At 39.9% G+C, this 21,708-nt stretch carries 13 protein-coding genes, 19 tRNA genes, 1 riboswitch and 1 other annotated feature; of the genes, 5 read left to right on the top strand and 27 right to left on the bottom strand.

Translation table 11 applies throughout. The features are described from left to right. Window positions 1-11 precede the first annotated feature (11 nt). Entirely contained in the window at window positions 12-1,796 is a 1,785-nt protein-coding gene (locus OZ002_RS10325) for an ABC transporter ATP-binding protein (RefSeq protein ID WP_002285918.1), read from the top strand. Window positions 1,797-2,176: 380 nt separating this feature from the next. On the opposite strand, the gene OZ002_RS10320 is transcribed toward OZ002_RS10325, so the two are convergent. The 3 genes from OZ002_RS10320 to OZ002_RS10310 all read right to left on the bottom strand — a co-directional run bounded on the left by OZ002_RS10320 (window position 2,177) and on the right by OZ002_RS10310 (window position 8,937). Further along, window positions 2,177-3,730, bottom strand: coding sequence for a WD40/YVTN/BNR-like repeat-containing protein (locus tag OZ002_RS10320; protein WP_325083254.1), 1,554 nt, complete (start codon window positions 3,728-3,730; stop codon window positions 2,177-2,179). A 347-nt stretch (window positions 3,731-4,077) separates the two neighbouring features. Beyond that, complete coding sequence (gene leuS, locus OZ002_RS10315; protein WP_002285916.1) at window positions 4,078-6,492, bottom strand: leucine--tRNA ligase; 2,415 nt, start codon at window positions 6,490-6,492, stop codon at window positions 4,078-4,080. Between the two features lie 150 nt (window positions 6,493-6,642). After that, window positions 6,643-6,849: a binding site (T-box leader), on the bottom strand. A 69-nt stretch (window positions 6,850-6,918) separates the two neighbouring features. Further along, complete coding sequence (locus tag OZ002_RS10310) at window positions 6,919-8,937, bottom strand: LysM peptidoglycan-binding domain-containing protein (RefSeq protein WP_002307949.1); 2,019 nt, start codon at window positions 8,935-8,937, stop codon at window positions 6,919-6,921. 368 nt (window positions 8,938-9,305) lie between these two features. On the opposite strand from OZ002_RS10310, the gene OZ002_RS10305 reads away from it, so the two are divergent. From OZ002_RS10305 to OZ002_RS10295, 3 genes are read left to right on the top strand one after another with little or no spacing between them, the layout of a single operon-like run. Beyond that, a complete protein-coding gene (locus OZ002_RS10305) occupies window positions 9,306-9,962 on the top strand; it encodes a phosphatase PAP2 family protein (protein WP_002297384.1) in 657 nt (218 codons plus the stop codon). After that, complete coding sequence (locus tag OZ002_RS10300) at window positions 9,962-10,918, top strand: TIGR01212 family radical SAM protein (protein ID WP_002285909.1); 957 nt, start codon at window positions 9,962-9,964, stop codon at window positions 10,916-10,918. Before OZ002_RS10305 ends, OZ002_RS10300 begins: the two co-directional genes overlap by 1 nt. Then, window positions 10,918-11,484, top strand: coding sequence for a class I SAM-dependent methyltransferase (locus OZ002_RS10295; RefSeq protein WP_002285906.1), 567 nt, complete (start codon window positions 10,918-10,920; stop codon window positions 11,482-11,484). Before OZ002_RS10300 ends, OZ002_RS10295 begins: the two co-directional genes overlap by 1 nt. A gap of 204 nt (window positions 11,485-11,688) precedes the next feature. On the opposite strand, the gene OZ002_RS10290 is transcribed toward OZ002_RS10295, so the two are convergent. Then, the gene (locus OZ002_RS10290; RefSeq protein WP_156249358.1) at window positions 11,689-13,458 is read right to left on the bottom strand and encodes an ABC transporter ATP-binding protein; all 1,770 of its coding nucleotides are present in this window, start codon (window positions 13,456-13,458) and stop codon (window positions 11,689-11,691) included. A 2-nt stretch (window positions 13,459-13,460) separates the two neighbouring features. Further along, a complete protein-coding gene (locus OZ002_RS10285) occupies window positions 13,461-15,173 on the bottom strand; it encodes an ABC transporter ATP-binding protein (RefSeq protein WP_002325619.1) in 1,713 nt (570 codons plus the stop codon). Between the two features lie 114 nt (window positions 15,174-15,287). Here OZ002_RS10285 and OZ002_RS10280 point away from each other — a divergent pair, with 114 nt between their 5' ends. Then, window positions 15,288-15,956 (top strand): TetR family transcriptional regulator, encoded by a 669-nt coding sequence (locus OZ002_RS10280; RefSeq protein ID WP_002299075.1) that lies wholly within the window; start codon window positions 15,288-15,290, stop codon window positions 15,954-15,956. Window positions 15,957-16,022: 66 nt separating this feature from the next. Here the strand turns inward: OZ002_RS10280 and OZ002_RS10275 are convergent, their stop codons facing one another. From OZ002_RS10275 to OZ002_RS10170, 22 genes are all read right to left on the bottom strand, one after another. After that, window positions 16,023-16,811 carry an alpha/beta hydrolase gene (locus OZ002_RS10275; protein ID WP_002299077.1) on the bottom strand — a complete coding sequence of 263 codons (789 nt, stop codon included), beginning with the start codon at window positions 16,809-16,811 and terminating at the stop codon, window positions 16,023-16,025. An 82-nt stretch (window positions 16,812-16,893) separates the two neighbouring features. Then, window positions 16,894-18,366: an MDR family MFS transporter gene (locus OZ002_RS10270; protein ID WP_002307944.1), complete on the bottom strand. Its 1,473-nt coding sequence runs from the start codon at window positions 18,364-18,366 to the stop codon at window positions 16,894-16,896. Window positions 18,367-18,495: 129 nt separating this feature from the next. Next, window positions 18,496-19,689, bottom strand: coding sequence for a methionine adenosyltransferase (gene metK / locus OZ002_RS10265; protein ID WP_002289731.1), 1,194 nt, complete (start codon window positions 19,687-19,689; stop codon window positions 18,496-18,498). Beyond that, window positions 19,687-19,766: riboswitch (SMK box riboswitch) on the bottom strand. It overlaps the preceding gene by 3 nt. Window positions 19,767-19,954: 188 nt before the next feature. Further along, window positions 19,955-20,026, bottom strand: a tRNA-Glu gene (locus OZ002_RS10260). A gap of 11 nt (window positions 20,027-20,037) precedes the next feature. Continuing rightward, window positions 20,038-20,111 (bottom strand) — tRNA-Ile (locus OZ002_RS10255). A 12-nt stretch (window positions 20,112-20,123) separates the two neighbouring features. Then, window positions 20,124-20,194, bottom strand: a tRNA-Gly gene (locus OZ002_RS10250). Window positions 20,195-20,198: 4 nt separating this feature from the next. After that, a tRNA-Phe gene (locus tag OZ002_RS10245) sits at window positions 20,199-20,271 on the bottom strand. Between the two features lie 3 nt (window positions 20,272-20,274). Then, window positions 20,275-20,347 (bottom strand) — tRNA-Asp (locus tag OZ002_RS10240). A gap of 18 nt (window positions 20,348-20,365) precedes the next feature. Continuing rightward, a tRNA-Met gene (locus tag OZ002_RS10235) sits at window positions 20,366-20,439 on the bottom strand. A gap of 12 nt (window positions 20,440-20,451) precedes the next feature. Then, window positions 20,452-20,541, bottom strand: a tRNA-Ser gene (locus OZ002_RS10230). 22 nt (window positions 20,542-20,563) lie between these two features. Continuing rightward, window positions 20,564-20,635, bottom strand: a tRNA-Glu gene (locus tag OZ002_RS10225). A 21-nt stretch (window positions 20,636-20,656) separates the two neighbouring features. Beyond that, window positions 20,657-20,744, bottom strand: a tRNA-Ser gene (locus OZ002_RS10220). 24 nt (window positions 20,745-20,768) lie between these two features. Further along, window positions 20,769-20,842, bottom strand: a tRNA-Ile gene (locus tag OZ002_RS10215). 12 nt (window positions 20,843-20,854) lie between these two features. After that, window positions 20,855-20,925: transfer RNA gene (locus tag OZ002_RS10210), tRNA-Gly, on the bottom strand. A 1-nt stretch (window position 20,926) separates the two neighbouring features. Further along, window positions 20,927-21,002, bottom strand: a tRNA-Asp gene (locus tag OZ002_RS10205). An 18-nt stretch (window positions 21,003-21,020) separates the two neighbouring features. Next, window positions 21,021-21,094: transfer RNA gene (locus OZ002_RS10200), tRNA-Met, on the bottom strand. Between the two features lie 12 nt (window positions 21,095-21,106). Further along, window positions 21,107-21,196 (bottom strand) — tRNA-Ser (locus OZ002_RS10195). Between the two features lie 23 nt (window positions 21,197-21,219). Beyond that, window positions 21,220-21,293 (bottom strand) — tRNA-Ile (locus OZ002_RS10190). A gap of 13 nt (window positions 21,294-21,306) precedes the next feature. After that, a tRNA-Met gene (locus tag OZ002_RS10185) sits at window positions 21,307-21,380 on the bottom strand. 27 nt (window positions 21,381-21,407) lie between these two features. Then, window positions 21,408-21,480: transfer RNA gene (locus OZ002_RS10180), tRNA-Ala, on the bottom strand. Between the two features lie 19 nt (window positions 21,481-21,499). After that, window positions 21,500-21,573: transfer RNA gene (locus OZ002_RS10175), tRNA-Pro, on the bottom strand. 9 nt (window positions 21,574-21,582) lie between these two features. Continuing rightward, window positions 21,583-21,656 (bottom strand) — tRNA-Arg (locus OZ002_RS10170). Window positions 21,657-21,708: the final 52 nt, after the last annotated feature.

Here is a 21,708-nt window from a genome sequence, read left to right as displayed (position 1 = left end):
GAAGGGATACGATGGAAAAGAAAAAAACGTTGAACACGCGTGCTTTGATACGTTTTTGGAAAATGATCAAACCTGAACATAAATATTTTTACGGATTGTTTCTATGCAGTTTATTCGGGAACCTATTAGTCGTAGCCATGCCCTTGATCATGGGAATCGGGATCGATGATCTCTTATCAGAAATAAGAAAAACAGGTATTGGACAGCTTTCTTTCAGTGATATCAAACAAGCATTGTTGTTCCCTGTCTTATTGCTGATCGGCTGTTCAGTCTTAAGCAGCATCACTTCATTTATTCAGGAACGGACAATGGCAGCGTTAAGCGAAAAGATCACATTGAGGGTGCGAAAAGAAATCACAAAAAAATTCAAAACATTACCGATGTCGTTTTTTGACAATCATCAAGTAGGTGACATCATTAGTCGGACAACTACCGGTCTCAATCAACTTTCTCAAGTGTTATTGACAGGTATCAATCAATTTTTTACTTCTGTCGTAACAATAGCTGCTGCCGGTCTGATGCTGTTTTATATCGAAAGCAAGCTTACTTTGCTCGTCTTATTGCTGATCGTTGGCAGTTCAATTGTTACAACTAAGATTGCGAACAAAAACAAACAGATTTCTGAACAGAATCAGTATGAACTGGGTGTTTTAAATAATCGAATGGAAGAAATCTTAGCTGGTAATCTAGTGGTCAAAACATTCAATCAGCAAGCTCATGCAGAAGCTGCTATACACGAAGTAAATAAAAAGCAATACAACGCTTTTAAACGTGCTCAATTTATGAACTTTGCTATCTATCCGGCCATTCGTTTCATTAATCAACTCGCCTTCATCATAAGTGCGGTATTCGGTGCTATGCTTGTTCTATCAGGTGGTGTGACGATCGGCTTCTTACAAGCTTATCTTCAGTACATCAATCAGATTTCTGAACCAATTTCTACCGCTTCTTATGTGATCAACTCGATCCAATCCGCAATGGCAGCAATCGATAGGATATTTGAGATATTAGATGAAACAGATGAAATTCCAGACCTTCCAGATGCAAGACTTTTAGAACAACCGAAAGGAAAAATAGCTTTCAAAAATGTACAGTTTGGTTACACATCAGATAAAATATTGATGAATCAAGTCGATTTTTCAGTAAAGCCAAAACAAACGGTAGCGATCGTTGGTCCAACTGGTGCAGGAAAAACGACTTTAGTCAATCTGCTGATGCGTTTTTATGAACTGAATAAAGGAAAGATCGAATTCGACGGTCTTGATATTACCAAGCTTTCACGTGGAGAACTACGTCGTTCTTTTGGGATGGTTTTACAAAATACCTGGCTGTTTGAAGGAACGGTAGCTGATAATATCGCCTACGGGAAAATGGATGCCACAAGAGAACAAATTATCGAAGCGGCTGAAATCGCACAATGTGATCACTTTATTCGAACACTGCCAGACGGATATGATACGATCATTTCTAGCGAAAACGGCACGTTATCTCAAGGACAGCAACAATTATTGACAATTGCTCGAGTCATTCTAGCGAATCCTCCTGTCGTTATTTTAGATGAAGCAACTTCTAGCGTAGATACACGAACAGAAGCATTGATTCAGCAAGCAATGGAAGCTGTGACAAAAGATAGGACAAGTTTTGTGATTGCACACCGATTGTCAACGATTGAAAATGCAGACATGATCCTTGTAATGAAGAATGGCGATATCGTCGAAAAAGGAACACATTCTGAACTACTCCAATCACCAACGCTTTATGCCAGTCTTTATAATAGTCAATTTCAGATAGCGTAACAAACATTATCTAAAAAGCTATCGATCATGTATGATTAGTCCATGATCGATAGCTTTTTTAAATGTACTAGTGGTGCCACTAGAAACAAAAAGAATAATACTAATGATACTTTTTGGACAACTCCTTCAGTTTCGTTCGGTAAGTAGTGACAACAGACTTGTCACAATCCCTTTTTACGAATAAACGGTGTTCAAGAGACAACCTATCGGCAATAAGACACGATCTTGTAAAATACGGGAAGCTATTCTTCAAAATCGCTTCTTGTTGCTCTTGTCAACTCCGAATCACGAGTTACACTATTCAACAAATATGAGAAGCTGTTTTTTGAATTTGTTTCTTGTGACTCGGAGCTGAACGTCAGGCTCACAATCTCTCTTCTTTAATCTCCTTGTTCTACTTGCGATAGTTGCTGAACGAATTGCCATGTTTCCCCGTTATCAGTTGAACGGAAGAGGCAGGCAAACATTTTCCCTGCATCGATTGGTCCTTTTTTCAACAAATAAAATTTTGTCTCTAACGTATTCGCGCTTATTTGAGTAACTTCATTTGGTGATTGAAAAAGATCTATCCCCCCTGTCTGATAGTTTTCCGGAATCGACAGAACTGATTCTTTGAATGAGCGTCCTCCGTTATTTGTATAAAACAAACTTTCACGTGTCGAAACAAAACCTAAAGAAGTTGTAACGAAGCTGACAATTTGTACTGGCTGATTGATCATTGTACTTCCACTTTTTATCCAAGTGATTCCGCCATCCATAGTAGTGTAAATATACAAAGTTTCTGCAGACATCCCACTGGCTGATGTACAGATAAATAGACCATCGTTGCCATAAAATACTGCTTTTCGATAACGTATCGGCTGAACTGATTGGGTGATAATAGACGTTTGCCATGTTTTACCATTATCTCTTGAAGTCAGCAGACGTACATCATCCCCAGAAGAATAGATAAACCATGAGAAATCGGCGGAAATATCATATGTGTTGTCCATCCAATAACCTTCAGGAATCAGCCCCGTTGTCAGGGTGTATTCGCCAAAACGCAACCATTGCGAATCAATCGGCACAAATACCCAATTAGCACCACTATCTGTTGTCATATAGAGAGAGTGCGTCTCTGTATCAAGTTTGAGATCATTTATCTTTTGTGTTGTCAAATTTACCTTTTGCTTAGGATCAGCTAACAACCCTTCATTTGTCTTTTGTATATACGTATCGTTAGTTGAGTTCATTGTCATGTGAGAAGCAGCATTTATATGAGAAGACATTTTTGGCTGAGTGTATCTCCCATAATAGATTGTTCCAGCTAAAAGAATGAGGAAAAAACCAGTGACTAATGTACTCATCTTAGTTGTCAGGTATCCACCAGGCGAAGACTGGCTTTTTTCCCATCTGGGTTCGTTTTCTAGTAAAAAAATATGGAATGTGTTCATTCCGAATTTTGATTTGCTTTCGCCTAAGTAGACAGGTAAATCATCAAGTGATCTCAGCAATAACTGGCAATCACTTTTTTGTATCCGAAAAGCTTGACTCGTCGAAGTCTTCTCAAAATAAAGATAGTCATCATCTTGAGAAGTTGGTTTATTATGTAAAAACTGTTGTGCTCTTTGACTAAGCCATTGATCGAAATGACGCGACAATTGATGGTAACGGAGCCAAATAAGTAGAAGAAAAACAATAAGCACAACAATTGTTATTCCGCCAACTCCCCACGAAAAGTGATACAAATTATTTAATTTTTGCATCCCTTCAGCTGAACGGACTACTGCACTCATATGGCGATATAGGAACGATACAGCTCCGAAAAAAAGCAAACCAGAGAAAAATACTAAGCTTAAAAGCTTGAACATTATTCTTTTCGCTCTTTTTTTCGCTTTCTCGATAATTTTTTGTTTAGCTGATAATACTTCGATAATAAATAGTTCTTGATCCATTTGTCTCTCCTTTTCTCATACTTCATTCATTATGCGTCAAAATCCATACAATCACTAGTCCCCCTAATAAAAAATTTATGAATTTGGTATGTACTCTCAATTTCAGGTAGTGTATACATCAAAAAATACTAAGATTAATAGACAAAAATTTGATGATTACAGAGATCTCTTACAAGACCATTCAGAAGAAAAAGACATTGAACGTGTTTGAGAACATGAAAATCAAAACCTTTTTGATCAATCAATTAATCAATTTGAAATAACAAAAAATCTGAGACAGAATGAAGTTCATTCTGGCCCAGATTTGATTTTGCACAACTCATCAGTCCTTATTGACAAAGAGCCAATTAATTAGCAACGATATTGACTAACTTATTTGGTACCGCAATAACTTTTCTGACTGTTTTGCCTTCAATATATTCTTGCACTATTTCATTGGCTAATGCTGCTTTTTCTAGCTCATCTTTTCCTAAGTCTCGGGGAACATTGCTTTTCGCACGAACTTTACCGTTTACTTGGAAAACAACTTCTACTTCGTCTTCAACAAGTGCTGCTTCATCGTATGTTGGCCATGGTGCGTAAGAAATACCACCATCATTTCCAAGGATTGCCCATAGTTCTTCACCCATGTGAGGAGCAATCGGTGCGAGTAGTTGAACAAATCCTTCGATATATTCATAAGGCAGAGCGTCCACTTTATAGGCTTCATTGATAAAGACCATCAATTGGGAGATTGCTGTATTGAAATGAAGATTTTCATAGTCTTCTGTCACTTTTTTCACTGTTTGATGATACACTTTATCAAGCTTGCCATCATTCAATGTAGTGATACGGTCACGCATTTTATTGTTCTCATCAACGATCAAACGCCATACACGATCCAAGAATTTACGGCTTCCTTCTAAGCCATTTTCGCTCCAAGCAATCGAAGCATCTAATGGCCCCATGAACATTTCGTACATGCGCAGTGTATCTGCACCGTAAGTTTCGACCACATCATCAGGATTGACTACATTACCACGAGATTTTGACATTTTTTCGTTGTTTTCGCCTAAGATCATTCCTTGATTGTATAGTTTTTGGAATGGTTCTTTTGTAGGAACAACACCGATATCGTATAAGAATTTATGCCAGAATCGTGCATATAGTAAATGAAGTACCGCATGTTCTGCTCCACCAATGTAGATGTCAACTGGTAGCCAACGCTTCAACTTTTCATAATCTGCTAGTTCTTTTTTGTTATGAGGGTCGATATAACGCAGGTAATACCATGAGCTTCCTGCCCATTGTGGCATTGTATTCGTTTCGCGACGGCCTTTTTTACCTGTTACAGGATCAACGACATTGACCCACTCCTCGATATTTGCTAATGGAGATTCTCCAGTACCGCTTGGCTTGATGTTTTTTGTCTTAGGCAACCGTAATGGTAGCTCTTCTTCTGGGACAGCTGTGACTGTTCCGTCCTCCCAATGGATGATTGGGATTGGTTCACCCCAGTAACGTTGACGGGAGAATAGCCAGTCACGTAAGCGATAGCTGACTTCTTTTTTCCCTACGCCATTTTCTTCTAGCCATTCATTCATTTTATCGATTGCTTCTTGTTTGTTCATGCCGTCTAGAAATTCAGAGTTGATGTGCGTACCATCTTCTGTGTAAGCAGCTTTTTCAACATCTCCACCTTCGATAACTGGAAGAATTTCTAGTCCGAAAGTTTGAGCGAATTCAAAGTCACGTTCATCATGTGCCGGAACAGCCATGATGGCTCCTGTGCCGTATGAAGATAATACATAATCGGCGATCCAGATTGGGATTTCCTTGCCATTAACTGGATTGATTGCATAAGCACCAGTAAATACTCCTGTTTTTTCTTTTGCAAGATCCGTTCTCTTTAGATCTGATTTTTTAGCTGTCTCTTCGATATAAGCTTCTACAGCAGCTTTTTGTTCAGGGGTCGTAATTTCTCTAACAAGATCTAGTTCAGGTGCAAGAACCGAGTAAGTTGCACCGAATAGAGTATCTGGTCGTGTCGTAAATACGGTATAGGATTTATCCGTACCAGCCACTTTAAATTCAATATTTGCTCCTACTGAACGACCGATCCAATTTCTTTGCATTTCTTTAATGCTTTCTGGCCAGTCAACTAATTCTAGATCATCCAATAAGCGATCAGCATAAGCAGTGATTTTCAGCATCCATTGGCGCATTGGTTTTCTGACTACATCATAGCCACCACGTTCACTTTTCCCATCGATCACTTCTTCATTTGAAATAACTGTTCCTAATTCAGGTACCCAGTTTACCGCTACTTCTGCTTCATAAGCTAGACCTTTTTCATAAAGCTTCGTAAAGATCCATTGTGTCCATTTATAATACTCTGGATCAGTTGTATTCACTTCGCGATTCCAGTCATAACTAAATCCTAAAGAATTGATTTGGCGTCGGAATGTTTCGATATTTTTTTGGGTAAACTCAGCCGGATCGTTTCCTGTATCTAGCGCATATTGTTCAGCAGGCAGACCGAATGCATCCCACCCCATTGGATGCAGTACGTTGTATCCTTGACTTCTTTTCACACGTGAAAGGATATCCGTTGCCGTATAACCTTCAGGATGCCCTACATGTAGCCCTTGACCGGATGGATAGGGAAACATATCCAGTGCGTAAAATTTTGGCTTTTCAGGATCATCATGGGTGTTGAAAGTATTCGTTTTTGCCCAGTATTTTTGCCATTTTTTCTCAATTTCTTTATGATTGTAACTCATTTGCTGTCCTCCTGTTCTATTGAAAACACTTGTTTCTATTATAAATATAACGAAAAAACCGGCAGAATCTGTTTATTTTTATTTCCTTTTGCTTTGGTTTCTCAAACTTCACAAAAGAAATAAAAAAATCCTATAAAAAGATTGCTCTTTTTATAGGACGTAATCTACGCGGTACCACCTAATTTTACCTTAGTGAAAAGGCCTCGAACGTTGTAACGGCCGTCACCGCCGCTTGCTTACTCGGGTATTCAGCAAGGGCAACTCAAAGGCGAGTTCAAAAGCATCCGTACACATTCTCACCAGCCATGCGCTCTCTGAAACTTCAGTCTTTTTACTACTTCCTTTTCAAGTGTTGTCATATTTAAGTAGCCTTATAGTAACAAATATTTTTGTGGAATTCAATCGTTATTTCTTCGAACAGCTATTTTATTTAGCTACAATCAACGTTTGACCTGGATAAATAAAGTTGTTCTTAATATTGTTCCATTCGATTAGTTGAGCCATTGTAATTCCATGACTGTCAGCAACACTCCAAACAGATTCTCCAGATTTCACAGTATAGGTTTTCGAACCAGTAACTGATTGTTGGTTTGTTGATTGAGATGAACCTTTCTTCACAATCACTTGCTGTCCTGGATAGATGAAATTATTTTTGATATTATTCCATTCGATTAACTGATCCATCGTGATATGATGTTTGTTCGCTACGCTCCAAACTGACTCGCCCGCTTTCACGGTATACATCGTATTACCAGTGGATGATGTACTTGTCGTAGCAGACGTATTCGGTGTATTTGGTTTCGCTGCAGAAGTAGTTGAACCTGTATTTGTATTTGCCGAAGTTCCACCTTTAACGATCAATTGCTGTCCTGGATAAATGAAGTTGTTTTTGATATTATTCCATTCGATTAACTGATCCATCGTGATGCCGTTTTTATTTGCCACGCTCCAAACAGATTCACCTGCTTTCACGGTATAAGTGCCTTGAGACGAACTGCTGCCAGTATTAACTGAACTGCTGTTATTTGTATTGGTTGACGAACCTGTATTACCTGACGTGCTGTTTGTTGATCCACTGTTTGAAACAGTCAGTTGTTGTCCTGGGTAGATAAAGTTATTTTGGATATTGTTCCATTGGATTAGCTGAGCCATCGTAATTCCGTATTTATTTGAGACGCTCCAAACAGAGTCTCCGGCTTTAACTGTATATTTCGTTCCTGAAGCTGTATTAGAAGAACTTGAGCTGGACGAACTAGAGCCACTTGTATTCCCAGTATTTGAGCCAGTATTTGCTCCAGCATTAGAAGAACCGCCATTTGATACGATTAGCTGTTGTCCTGGATAAACGAAATTGTTCTTGATATTGTTCCATTCAATCAATTGAGCCATCGTAATTCCGTGATCATTTGAGATCTTCCAAACAGAATCACCAGATTGAACAGTGTATTTCGCACCAGTTGTTTGTCCTCCGTTTGATGTACCAGCATTTCCTGAAGAATTGGTATTGTTACCGGAATTATTCGTCGAAGAGCCATTTTCCTGGCTACCTTTGATTGTCAGTTTTTGTCCTGGATAAATGAAATTGTTTTGGATGTTGTTCCATTGGATCAATTGATCCATTGTGATACCGAATTTATTTGAGATTCCCCAAACAGAATCACCAGATTGGACAGTATAAGTGGTCGAAGTTGCTGAACCTGAGTTTGTATTACCAGAATTGCTTGAACCGCCAGTACTACCTGTACTTCCAGTATTATTGCCACCTGTAGTCGCTCCACCGCCTGCGTTTCCGCTAGCTGGTGTATCATATTGGGTCAATCCGTAAGTTGCGATGATATTATTTAATTTGCCTGCGTAACCAGGATCAGTCGCATAACGCCCTGTCAAACAAGCTGTCGCATCTGTATAGGATTTCGTGTTGCTCTTCCAAGTACCGGCATAGTAATAACCGTTGCCAAATGAAGTATTTCTAAGTACATAGGCATTGTCATTGAAAGATTCAGCAAAAGAAGGATATTGTCGGAAAGGCTCCTTTTTATTTACCCATTGATTATTTAAAAATTCAAGCGTATCCATGTAGACGGTTTGTCCTTGATAGCTGCCTTTTATCCCAAAAAGATTATAATAAGGTGCTTGAGATAACGCACTACTGCCCCAACCGCTTTCTACAACTGCTTGTGCGATCATCACTGATGCATATAGATCGTTGGCTTGAGCGATTGGTTGAGCATAAGTAGCAATTTCTGTGATAAATGCCGCTGTATTGATTCTTGCGCCGAACTGAACAGGTGTTTCATCCGCTTGAACAGGAACCGGCTGTACTAATGGGGCAGCGACAGAACAGCCTACCATCGCAGTTCCCACGATTGCTGCCCCTCGTTTTGCTTTTCGAAAACGTTTGGTCTGTTCTAAACGTCTCCGTTCTTTTCTTGCAATGTTTTCCATCTTCTATCCTCCAACTTCAATTTATCTATTATTAATAATTATAACTTCTCTTAATATTTATTAAAAGTTATTTAAGAGCTTTGTTGTTTTTTGTAATCATATTGTAATTTACCGTAATGAACAACTTCTGTTCATTTTCAAGTTCTTCCTACGTCTACGTTCTTGTTTAAAAGGATTTCGAAAAACACTGATTTTATTTCCCTAACATTTCATTTGCATTACCAAAAAATGTCTTTCCGATTACAGTTATTTTTTTATAAGAATATTGGTTATTCACAGAGGAATCATACATTGGTTTTATCTCTTTACCGTTTTTTTCGCTGGACCAAAAATGCTATAATAAGTCATTGCTTCAAAGGAGGAATTGTATGAAATATAAAACATCATTTCAGGTGGCTGGTAGCTTCTTTCTTGTCCTGTTTTTCATTTTGGGCTGGATCGTAAAGTTCCATCTGTCGTGGCTTTCTGGTTTCGATCAGTGGTTTACAGGCATTGTCAGAGCTTCTTATCCTGATCTGAACAGCTACCAACTCTTTATGACTAAATTCGGTAATCCTCTTACCGTCATCATTTTATTTGCTTGTGCGGCTTTATGGATGTGGTATAAGAAAAAAAGGGCAGAAACATTTTGGTTCGTTTCTGGATTTATTGTAATTGCTGGAATCATCAACCCGGTGATCAAACTATTTTTCATGCGAGAGCGTCCTTCATTGGCGCACTTAGTAGTTGAAACAAGTTACAGTTTCCCTAGTGGACATGCAGCAGGCAGTATGATTCTTTACGGTTCTTTACTATTTCTGCTTCCAGCTTTTGTTCAAAAAAGAACCTTACGCACATTGCTTCAATTGCTGATGGTGTTTATTATAGTAAGTGTCGGGATAAGCCGCATTTATCTGGGCGTTCATTTTCCTACTGATATCATCGGCGGCTACTTACTCAGTCTTTCTTGGCTGTGCCTGACTTATCCAGTGTATAGAGAAAAAAGAAAACAAATAGATAACTCTTACAGAAAGAAGGACTTTTAATGACTTTTCCTTATTCAGAAGGAAATAAAAGATATCATTCTTGGAATTACGCTTTACGAAATGAGTTTGGCGGGAAAATTTTCAAGGTGCCTATCGATGGAGGGTTCGACTGCCCGAATCGAGATGGGACTGTTGCCCATGGCGGATGTACTTTTTGCAGTGTATCTGGTTCGGGTGACATGATCGTTGCACCTGAAGACCCTCTTCCAATCCAATTCCAGAAAGAAATCGACATGATGCATCAAAAATGGCCTCATGTCCAACAATACATCGTTTATTTCCAAAATTTTACAAACACCCATGCGCCAGTTGAAATAATCAAAGAACGATTTGAGCAAGTAGTCAATTTACCAGGTGTCGTAGGATTATCAGTCGGTACACGACCGGATTGTCTGCCAGATGAAGTAGTTGATTACCTTGCTGAACTGAACGAGCGGATGTATTTATGGGTAGAACTTGGATTGCAAACAACTTTTGAAGAAACTTCAAAACTGATCAACCGAGCACATGATTATCAAACTTATTTAGATGGCGTGGCTAAATTACGCAAACATAATATCCGTGTTTGTACGCATTTGATCAACGGATTACCAGGCGAAAGTTTAGAAATGATGAAAGAAAATGTCAGACGCACCATTTTAGATTCAGATATCCAAGGAATCAAGCTCCATTTGATGCATCTGATGCGCAAAACGAGAATGTTGCGGGACTATCATGAAGGTCGCCTTCAATTAATGAGCCGTCCTGACTATGTCAATGTCATTTGCGACCAGCTGGAAATGATACCAAAAGAGATCATCATCCATCGTTTGACAGGGGATGCGCCGTGGGATTCCTTGATTGGACCAATGTGGAGCTTGAAAAAATGGGAAGTCTTGAATGCAATTGATGAAGAACTTCTTCGCAGAGATAGCTTCCAAGGAAAATATGATGTACGGAAAAAGGTGAGCGTCTGATGTTGCAAACTGCTTTGCATTTCAGCCATACATTACTGCAAGAAATCTTGCAACCAGGGGATCACGTCGTAGATGCAACGATGGGCAATGGCCACGATACGGTTTTTCTAGCAGAACACATCGGAAAAACTGGTCATGTCTATAGTTTCGATATCCAGCAACAAGCAATCGATGCTACTCGTGAAAGGCTAGAACAGCGTCAGTTAGAAGAACGTGTCTCATTGTTTCTACAAGGCCACGAAACGTTAGGAGAAGTGATAGCTGAACAACAAAATCTCAAAGCAGGGATTTTCAATCTAGGGTATCTCCCAAAAAGTGATAAAGCAATCATCACTATGCCAGAGACTACACGCACAGCTATGGAAGAAATATTGAAACGACTTGTGCCTCGCGGAAGATTGATCCTTGTCGTCTACTATGGTCATGAAGGTGGAGAAAAAGAACTGGATATGGTTGATTCTTTTTGTTCCAAACTGCCACAGGAAACATACAATGTGCTGAATTATCGGTTTATCAACCAAAAGAACCAGCCGCCTATTTTATATTGTATTGAGAAAAAAAGATAAATAAAAAACGCAAAACATAAATGATATGTTTTGCGTTTTTTTCTCTAATACTCAGGTTAGAGCGTTGATTTCACAATCTCTTTATTCACGGTGCTCAAAAGCTTATATCTGCGGTAATAAGTCCAACTAAATCAAAAACATGAGAAGCTGTTTTTGATTGGCTGTTCTTATTACTTGATGCAGGACAGCTTTTTCACAACCTCTTTATTCAAATACAAATTGATTATGATAAAGTTCCGCATAAAATCCATTTTCTGCTAATAACTCGTGATGACTGCCTTCTTCAATGACTTCCCCATCACGCAAGACAACGATTCTATCTGCATTCAAGATTGTTTTCAGCCGGTGAGCAATCACAAAGCTGGTTCTTCCTTTGATTGCTTCATCCATTGCTTTTTGGATCCTTGCTTCTGTTACCGTGTCTACATTACTTGTTGCTTCATCCAAAATCAATAAAGATGGATTTGTGATGATCGTTCGAGCAATACTGATCAACTGCTTTTGACCGGTACTGAATAAGTTATTTTCTTCGGATATCTCTGTATCATAACCTTTTTCTAACGTCATGATGAAGTCATGAATATTCGCTTGTTTTGCTGCATTGATGACTTCTTCATCTGAAGCGCCCGGTTTGCCGAATGTGATATTGTCTTTGATCGTTCCGGAGAACAATACAGATTCTTGCAAAACGATTCCTACATGTCTACGTAATGCATCAAGATCATAATCTCGGATATCTATTCCATCGATGACTACTGAACCATCATTGACATCGTAAAAACGGTTTAGCAGATTCATGATCGTCGTTTTCCCCGATCCTGTTGGACCAACAAGAGCAACCATTTCTCCTTTGTCCACATTGATCGAGACATCTTTCAAGACTAGTTTTTCTGGAGAATAACCAAAATCTACGTGCTGCAACGCAAGACCTTTTTCAACACCATCAAATGCTTTACCGTTTTCTGGTTTGACTTCATCTTTTTCATCAAACATTTCATTCAATCGTCTTGCCCCTGTAATCGCTAATTGGATCATGCTGTATCCAGATGAAATCTGCATCAGTGGTTGGTAATATTGTTGTGAATACTGGACGAATGTCACAACTAAGCCTAATGCCACCGAACGTTCCAAATCACCATTTAATGCTAACCAGCCGCCGAAAAAGATAACTATCGCTGTATTGACCAGTGACATTCCTTGCATCATCGGAAATAGTAGACCAGAATAAGCTTGTCCTTTGAAGGTTGCTTCGCGAACACTTTGATTATGCTCTAAGAATCCTTCAATCGTTTCTTCTTGTAAGCCATTTGTGATGATGACACGTTGTCCGCTGATTTTTTCATCCATATAACCATTTAGTTTCCCCACTTCATCTTGCTGAAGATCCACATATTTCCGTGCTTTGCGGATAATCAAGACAGCTATCAAAACGGCTACTGGAGTGGAAGCAATTGTAGCCCAAGCTAACTCTACATTTTGGCGGAACATCATGATCAAGATCCCGACAAGTAAAACAGCATTCGTGATGACTTGAAGCAAAGCTTGGTTCAAACTATTTTGAATATTATCTAAGTCACTGGTAAAACGACTTAAAATTTCACCGTCTTGATGAGAATCAAAGAAACGGATCGTCAATTTTTCCAATTTGTTGAATAGACCGATACGCATTCGGTTCGTTGACTTCCCTACTACTTGTGTGAACAAAATACTATAGATAAAGTTGGCTGCACTAGCTAGTACATAAAACAGCAAGAGTTTCCATATTACAGAAACAAATTTGCTTTTATCGTCTACGCCTTGCATCAAGCCTCCTACGTAATTAGCTAATTCTTGAAAAGCTTCCCCGATGTATTGAGGTGCCTTTACTTGTAGATAGGTAGCAATGATCACTGTGATAAAGATAAAGAAAAAGGAGAGTTTGTACCGCTTCAAATAGTGATAGAAAAATTTACTTGCTTTTATTAGATCAGTCATACTTACTCCTCCGTTCCTTTTTGAGTTTCAAAGATTTCCTGATAGACACGGTTTCCAGCTACCAATTCCTCATGGGTTCCTTCGCCGACTAATCTGCCTTCATCCAATACTAAGATGCGGTCTGCTTTGACAACAGAAGCAATTTTTTGTGCGATGACAATCGTCGTTGTTCCCTTCAAATCTCGATCGAGTGCTTCTCGGACCAGCTTTTCAGAGCGAGCATCCAGTGCACTCGTACTGTCATCTAGGATCAAGATCTTTGGATTACCGATAACGCCACGAGTAATGGATAAACGTTGCTTTTGACCACCAGAAAAGTTACTGCTACGTTCTTCTACTGGTGCTTCATAACGATCAGATAACTTTTCGATGAATTCTTTTGCTTGAGCAATAGAAGAAGCATGTTCCATCTCTTTTTCTGTTGCATTCTTTTTCCCTTGACGCAAGTTTTGAGCAATCGTTCCTGAGAATAAAATTGCTTTTTGCAAAACAAAGGAAACCGTTTGTCTTAAACTCTTTTCATTTACTTGACGAAGATCTACACCACCTACTTCAACTTTGCCTTCTGTCGGATCAAATAGACGAGGGATCAATTGTGCTAGTGTTGACTTCCCGGCACCAGTCGCCCCGACGATCCCGACCATTTCTCCAGGTTTGATAGAAAAGCTGATATCTTTAAGCGTATCTGTATCCTCACCAGGATAACGAAAAGAAACATGGTCAAAAGTAACAGAACCTGTCAACTCTTGTTCTGGAACGTCTAAATAAGTAAGATCTGGTTCAGCATCTAAAATTTCCGTGATCCGCTTCAGCGATACCGCTGCTCTTGAAGTCATCATCATCATCATTCCGCCAATAATGATTGCCATCATAATCTGCATCAAGTAGTTCATGAATGAAGCAATTCCACCAATTAACGTAGGATCATCTTTAACAAGATCGCTCACAAAAAAGATCGCCCCAACCACAGCCAAATTGGCAGCCAGCATGAAGGACGGGATCATCACAGAAAATAATGTACCGACTATGATGTTGTGTTTTGTTAAGTCCTCACTTACTTTGCTGAATGACTTCAATTGGTTTTCTTCTTGTACAAAAGATTTCACTACACGAATCCCTAGTAAATTTTCTTTTGCAATGCTATTCACACGATCAATCAGTTTTTGAATGATCATGAAGTGCTTGCCCATCCTTGTAAATGAAAGTGCCGTAATCAGAAATACCGTAACGATAAGCGCTACGATGATCCACCATAATTGCGGCATCGTGATCATAGCTAAAATGAAGGCACCAATAAATAAGAATGGAATTCGAAAAAGTGATTGCAAAGAAATCATCACTAAATTTTGGATTTGCGTGATATCATTTGTTAGACGAACAACAAGATTTCCAGCAGAGAACTGTTCGATATTTCCAAATGAAAATGTCTGGATCTTTCGAAATGCTTCTTCTCGGATATCTGCACTTACGCCTTGAGCTACTTTTGCAGAGAAAATCGTGTTCGTTACACCTGCGGCTAATCCTAGCAAAGCCAGACTGATCAGGTAAATACCAATTGTTTTCATTTCATCATTATCTTCTGTAATAATAGCTTCCAATACTTGCTGTAGTAACTTAGGTTGCCATAATGCTGCTGCAACCATGACTGCTACGGACAGCAAGGAAATAAAAACAGCTACTTTATATTTTTTCGCATGTCGTAAGATTAATTTCATTCGTTGATTACACCCCTTTGTTTAAATTGACAGGACTAATTTAACACTGTAAAATTAGACCGACTAACAATTTACCATGTTTAAAAAGATAATGCAATACACGAGGTTGATAAAATGGAAATAAAGCTTTCTCAAGCAATCATCATTCAGGCCGCCTTTGATATCCTGGCTGAAACACAAGCTCTTTCGCAGCTTTCCATGCGAAACATCGCAAACAGAATTCATGTTCAAGCACCTGCTTTATATTGGTATTTCAAAAACAAACAACAGCTCTTGCAGAAAATGGCTGAAACAATGGAAGATGAATTAGCGCTTCCAGATCCAACTTTGCCTTGGAATGAACAGTTGCTGCAGTATATGGAAAATTACTATGACCTTTACACACGTTTCCCTTGTGGGGCAGAATTAGAAATCAATACTGTGCCCGCTTTTCCGAGTCGATTAGAACATTTGGAGCAAATGATCCAATTACTTGTTCGTGAAGGATTTTCAGTCACCCAAAGTCATCAGGCCATTGCCTCTCTCCACAATTTATTGATTGGACAGTTAATGGATCAGCAGCATGAACAGCAGCTTCGACAAAAGATTATGGACGGAAATGAATTTTTGAAAGAAACAGTTCTATTTATGCGTAATTATGTAGTTGAAAATCAATTAGAGGGATTTAAAGAAAGTATGCAGTCCCATGCAGAATTGAATGAAAAAGCACTCTTTCTAACGAGTGCACAAACCTATATTGAAGGCTTATGCCAACAAAATAAAAGAAGAGAAAACGAGCAGTAAAAAAGCTCCTATAGAGATCACTATGTTTGTGATCTCTATAGGAGCTATCTTTTTAAGACTCTTTTTTTATTTTTCTTCCATTAGCCACGCCAATGCACGTTGAATCCATTGGTCCCAGAAGATCCAGTTATGATCGCCAGGTCCTTGTTCAAAGGTGACCGCCAAGCCTTGTTCCTGCATAGCAGATACCATTTCCTGATTTGCCTGATAAAGAAAATCAGATTCCCCACAAGCCATATAAAATCTTGGAACTGGTTTTCCGCTTTTTACTAGTTCTTTCAATAAGTATTGCGGATCATTTTTTGAACCTTCGATTTGATCCAATGGTCCAAAGATCCCTTCCCAAAAAGCTGCTTTACGAACCATCAAAAGATCATCCATTCGATTTCCTACAGAAACAGCGCCTGAAAGAGAGATTACTGCTGCGAAATTTTCTGATTTTGCAAGGCCTAGTTTTAACGCGCCATATCCGCCCATCGATAATCCAGCGGCATATGTTTTTTCTCTTTTTCTTGTTAATTGCGGGAATAATTCATGACAAATCTCAGGTAGCTCTTCTGCAATGAATGTCCAATACTTCATGTCATAAACTGTATCTGTGTACCAGCCAAGATCAGTAGATGGCATGATGACAGCTAATCCGTAGTCTGCTACATAACGTTCAATCGACGTACGTCTTTCCCATACACTATGATTGCCACCCATTCCATGAAGTAAATATAAAACAGGTATATCCGTTGTCTCTTGCTCTGAACTGGTGCCAATCACCTTTTTTGTTGTTTGCGGTAGTATCACATTTAGATTGACTTCCATTTCTAACACATTCGAATAAATATTTGCTTGAATAAATGCCATATTTTCGCCTTCCTTAGTAAGAAGTTATTTTTGAATAACTTTAAATTTGAATGATTCGGCTACGTACATATCTTAACCGAAACTACTGTTTTATTTTACCACTTTTTTCATGAACGAAAAGCGTTAAGACCAAAGCAATGATCACGAGTAACAAGCCAACTAGATAAACGGAATGTAACCCATCATAAAGAATTTTTCTTAATGGTAACAAAATATCCGCATCAATATATTTAGCCGTTTGTGGATTCACCAGTTTATTCATGATATCTGCATCATTTGTTAAATTTGCTGCTGCAAGTTCTCGTTTAGTTACCCCATTTATCAATAAACCAAAAATAGAAACCATGACTGTTTGACCAATTGTTCGAACTAACGTATTAAAAGAAGTTGCTACACCAAGCTGGTCACGAGATACACTATTTTGTGCACTGACAGTCGAGGTAGTCATGGTCACACCTAAGCCTATACCGATGACCGTTGATATAGCAAAAAACCATAAATAGTTACTTCTGAAAGGCATAAGATACAACCAAGCGCCCCCAATAGCTGCGATTAGTAGTCCAATTCTCAAAACCCAATGAGTTTTCATTTGAGTCATCCACTTGCTTGCAAGGAAAGAACCGACCATCCAGACTAGTGATAATGGTGCTAATACCAACCCACCAATTGCTGCATTCAGTCCTAATACACCTTGCATCCACATAGGAATATAAACATCGATTCCCATCAAAAAACCACTAGCCAATGCTGCAGCCAAGTTGACCACAACAAATAGTGGATTTTTGAATAAATGCATCATGATGACAGGATCTTTAGCTCTTTTTTCAGCAAAAATAAAAACACCCAACAGTACGATACTGCCTAGCAACAAAGCAGAAACAAGCGGACTCATTCCCTCGTCTCCTAATAATTGGAACCCTAACAGCAATGAGACCAGCATAGCCATCAAACTAAAACTACCAAAAATATCCATTGGTTTAGACTCATGCATGATTTTTGGTTCATTTAAATATAGCCAAATCAAAATAATTAATAGAATACCGATCGGCACATTGATAAAAAAGATCCAGTGCCAGCTGATCGTTTCAACGATGAATCCTCCCGCAAGCGGTCCAAAAACACTGGCAATCCCCCAGGCTGAACTATTCAAACCTAAAACTTTTGCTCGCTTTTCAATAGAATAAAGATCGCCGATGATCGTCAAAGCTACTGGCATCATTGCCCCAGCACCCATCCCTTGAATCGCACGAGCAGCAATCAACCCAATCATGCTTTGAGATAAACCGCAAAATAACGAACCGATAATAAACAATAATGTCCCAAAAATAAAGATTGGTTTCCGTCCCACTTTATCCGCAAGTTTTCCGTAAATCGGAGTAAGCATAGCGTTTGTCAGTAAATAAATCGAAAATACCCAGTTCATGATTTCCATTCCATGTAATGAACCGACAATCGTTGGCATAGCGGTTGTTACGATTGTACCTTCAATAGCCGTCATGAACGTTGCAATGAAAATACTCACTGTGACCAAAGTAACATTTGTTTCTTTTTTCATCTTATTCCTCCCTTTCATTATGACAGGATCTAAAAATAGATAAATAATTACTATCTTTTTCAAGAGGTTAACTGCCATAAAAAAAGCTGGAACAACCACCACTTGGCGATCGTTCCAGCTGAATATAACTTATTTTGCTAAACTTGCTTTCAACGCATCTACTTTGTCCGTATGTTCCCAAGGCAAATCTACATCTGTACGACCAAAATGACCGTAAGCAGCTGTTTGTTTGTAAATCGGACGACGCAAATCAAGCATCTCGATGATTCCTGCTGGCCGAAGATCGAAGTTTTCTCTCACTGCAGCAATCAGTTCTTCTTCCGGAACCGTTCCAGTACCGAAAGTATTGATTGAGATCGAAACAGGTTGAGCAACACCAATCGCATAAGCTAGCTGTACTTCTGCTTTGCGAGCAAGCCCTGCTGCAACAATGTTTTTAGCAATATAACGTGCAGCATAGCTGGCAGAACGGTCAACTTTTGTCGCATCTTTACCAGAAAAAGCACCGCCACCATGACGAGCATAACCGCCATACGTATCAACAATGATTTTTCTTCCTGTTAATCCGGCATCCCCTTGAGGACCACCAATGACAAATCGGCCAGTCGGATTGATATAATATTTCGTTTGATCATCTAATAATTCAGCTGGAATAACTTCCTTCACTACTTTTTCGATGACATCATGACGAATTGTTTCATTATCTACTGCATCATCATGCTGTGTTGAAATAACGATTGTATCTACGCGTTCCGGTTGTCCTTGATCATCATATTCAACCGTTACTTGAGATTTTGCATCTGGACGTAAATACGTTAATTCATTTGATTTACGCAAATCTGCCAAGCGGCGTACCAGACGATGACTCAAAGCAATTGGTAAAGGCATCAATTCTGGTGTTTCATCTACAGCAAACCCAAACATTAAACCTTGGTCGCCAGCACCAATCTCATCTAATACGTCTTTTTTATCTTCATCCCGGATCTCAAGTGCTTCATCAACTCCTTGAGCAATATCAGGAGATTGTTCATCAATCGCAACCAATACAGCTGCTGTATCTCCATCAAATCCGAATTTTGCACGTGTATAACCAATTTCTTTTATTGTTTCCCGTACGACTTTTTGAATATCTACATATGCCGTCGTAGATATTTCTCCAAATACTAAAACAAGACCAGTTGTTACAGACGTTTCACACGCTACTCGTGCTGTTGGATCTTGTTTTAAAATTGCATCCAAGATTGCATCACTGATTTGGTCAGCAATTTTATCTGGATGTCCTTCAGAAACAGATTCTGATGTAAATAAGTGTCTTTCTACCATTATAATGATTCCCCCTAGTTAAATTCGGTTACAAGGCATCTCCGTCCTGCGGATCCTTTCGGGAACTTGCAACGAACCAAGTATAGCAGATAAAACAGTTTTCTGCTCGTATTTTTTCATTTTTTTGCTTAAAAAATATAAAAATATTTTACATTAGAACTGTCCAAAAAAGCTTAGCACAATCATCCATAAAGATAACTCTGCTAAGCTTTTTAAAATCATTCTTTCAGATAAAAAGAAAAAGATACTCAAAAAGTATCTTTCATGACCCGTACGGGATTCGAACCCGTGTTACCGCCGTGAAAGGGCGGTGTCTTAACCGCTTGACCAACGGGCCAATAAAATAAATGGGCCTAAATGGACTCGAACCATCGACCTCACGCTTATCAGGCGTGCGCTCTAACCAGCTGAGCTATAGGCCCATAAAAACTAAAAGCGGGTGACGAGAATCGAACTCGCGACAACAGCTTGGAAGGCTGTGGTTTTACCACTAAACTACACCCGCATAATGGCGCGGGACAGAATCGAACTGCCGACACATGGAGCTTCAATCCATTGCTCTACCAACTGAGCTACCGAGCCAAACGGTTCCGACGGGAATCGAACCCGCGATCTCCTGCGTGACAGGCAGGCATGTTAACCCCTACACCACGGAACCAATGTTTTTAGTTTTTAATTGCGGGAGCAGGATTTGAACCTACGACCTTCGGGTTATGAGCCCGACGAGCTACCAGACTGCTCCATCCCGCGATAATATGAAAAAGGAGGATAAGGGATTCGAACCCTTGCACGGTTTTACCCGCCTGACGGTTTTCAAGACCGTTCCCTTCAGCCGGACTTGGGTAATCCTCCATGTAAAACTATATTAAATTAATGACCCGTACGGGATTCGAACCCGTGTTACCGCCGTGAAAGGGCGGTGTCTTAACCGCTTGACCAACGGGCCAGGTAAAACAAAATATTGAAACGGAGAAGGAGGGATTTGAACCCTCGCGCCGGTTTCCCGACCTACACCCTTAGCAGGGGCGCCTCTTCAGCCACTTGAGTACTTCCCCAAAACCAATAAGATTTTGTACTAATGGGCCTAAATGGACTCGAACCATCGACCTCACGCTTATCAGGCGTGCGCTCTAACCAGCTGAGCTATAGGCCCATAAAAACTAAAAGCGGGTGACGAGAATCGAACTCGCGACAACAGCTTGGAAGGCTGTGGTTTTACCACTAAACTACACCCGCATGGCGGTTCCGACGGGAATCGAACCCGCGATCTCCTGCGTGACAGGCAGGCATGTTAACCCCTACACCACGGAACCAGTGTTTTTAGTTTTTAATTGCGGGAGCAGGATTTGAACCTACGACCTTCGGGTTATGAGCCCGACGAGCTACCAGACTGCTCCATCCCGCGATAATATGAAAAAGGAGGATAAGGGATTCGAACCCTTGCACGGTTTTACCCGCCTGACGGTTTTCAAGACCGTTCCCTTCAGCCGGACTTGGGTAATCCTCCATATGAAACTTACAACGCCACAATGGACCTTGTAGGACTCGAACCTACGACCGGACGGTTATGAGCCGTCTGCTCTAACCAACTGAGCTAAAGGTCCAGGCTCTTAAAAATCGCGGCGGAGGGGATCGAACCCCCGACCTCCCGGGTATGAACCGGACGCTCTAGCCAGCTGAGCTACACCGCGAAAAAGATATTCATTATTTAAATGAAATGGAGCCTAGCGGGATCGAACCGCTGACCTCCTGCGTGCAAAGCAGGCGCTCTCCCAGCTGAGCTAAGGCCCCGTGTTTAAATTTATAATTATCGGGAAGACAGGATTCGAACCTGCGACCCCTTGGTCCCAAACCAAGTGCTCTACCAAGCTGAGCTACTTCCCGTTTAATTAACGCGCCCAAGAGGAGTCGAACCCCTAACCTTTTGATCCGTAGTCAAACACTCTATCCAGTTGAGCTATGGGCGCATATTTGAAATGCCGAGGACCGGAATCGAACCGGTACGGTGATCACTCACCG

The organism is Enterococcus sp. E4-150 (assembly GCF_035726465.1).
GTDB lineage: Bacteria > Bacillota > Bacilli > Lactobacillales > Enterococcaceae > Enterococcus_B > Enterococcus_B faecium.
This window is presented reverse-complemented; position numbering and strand designations above follow the sequence as displayed.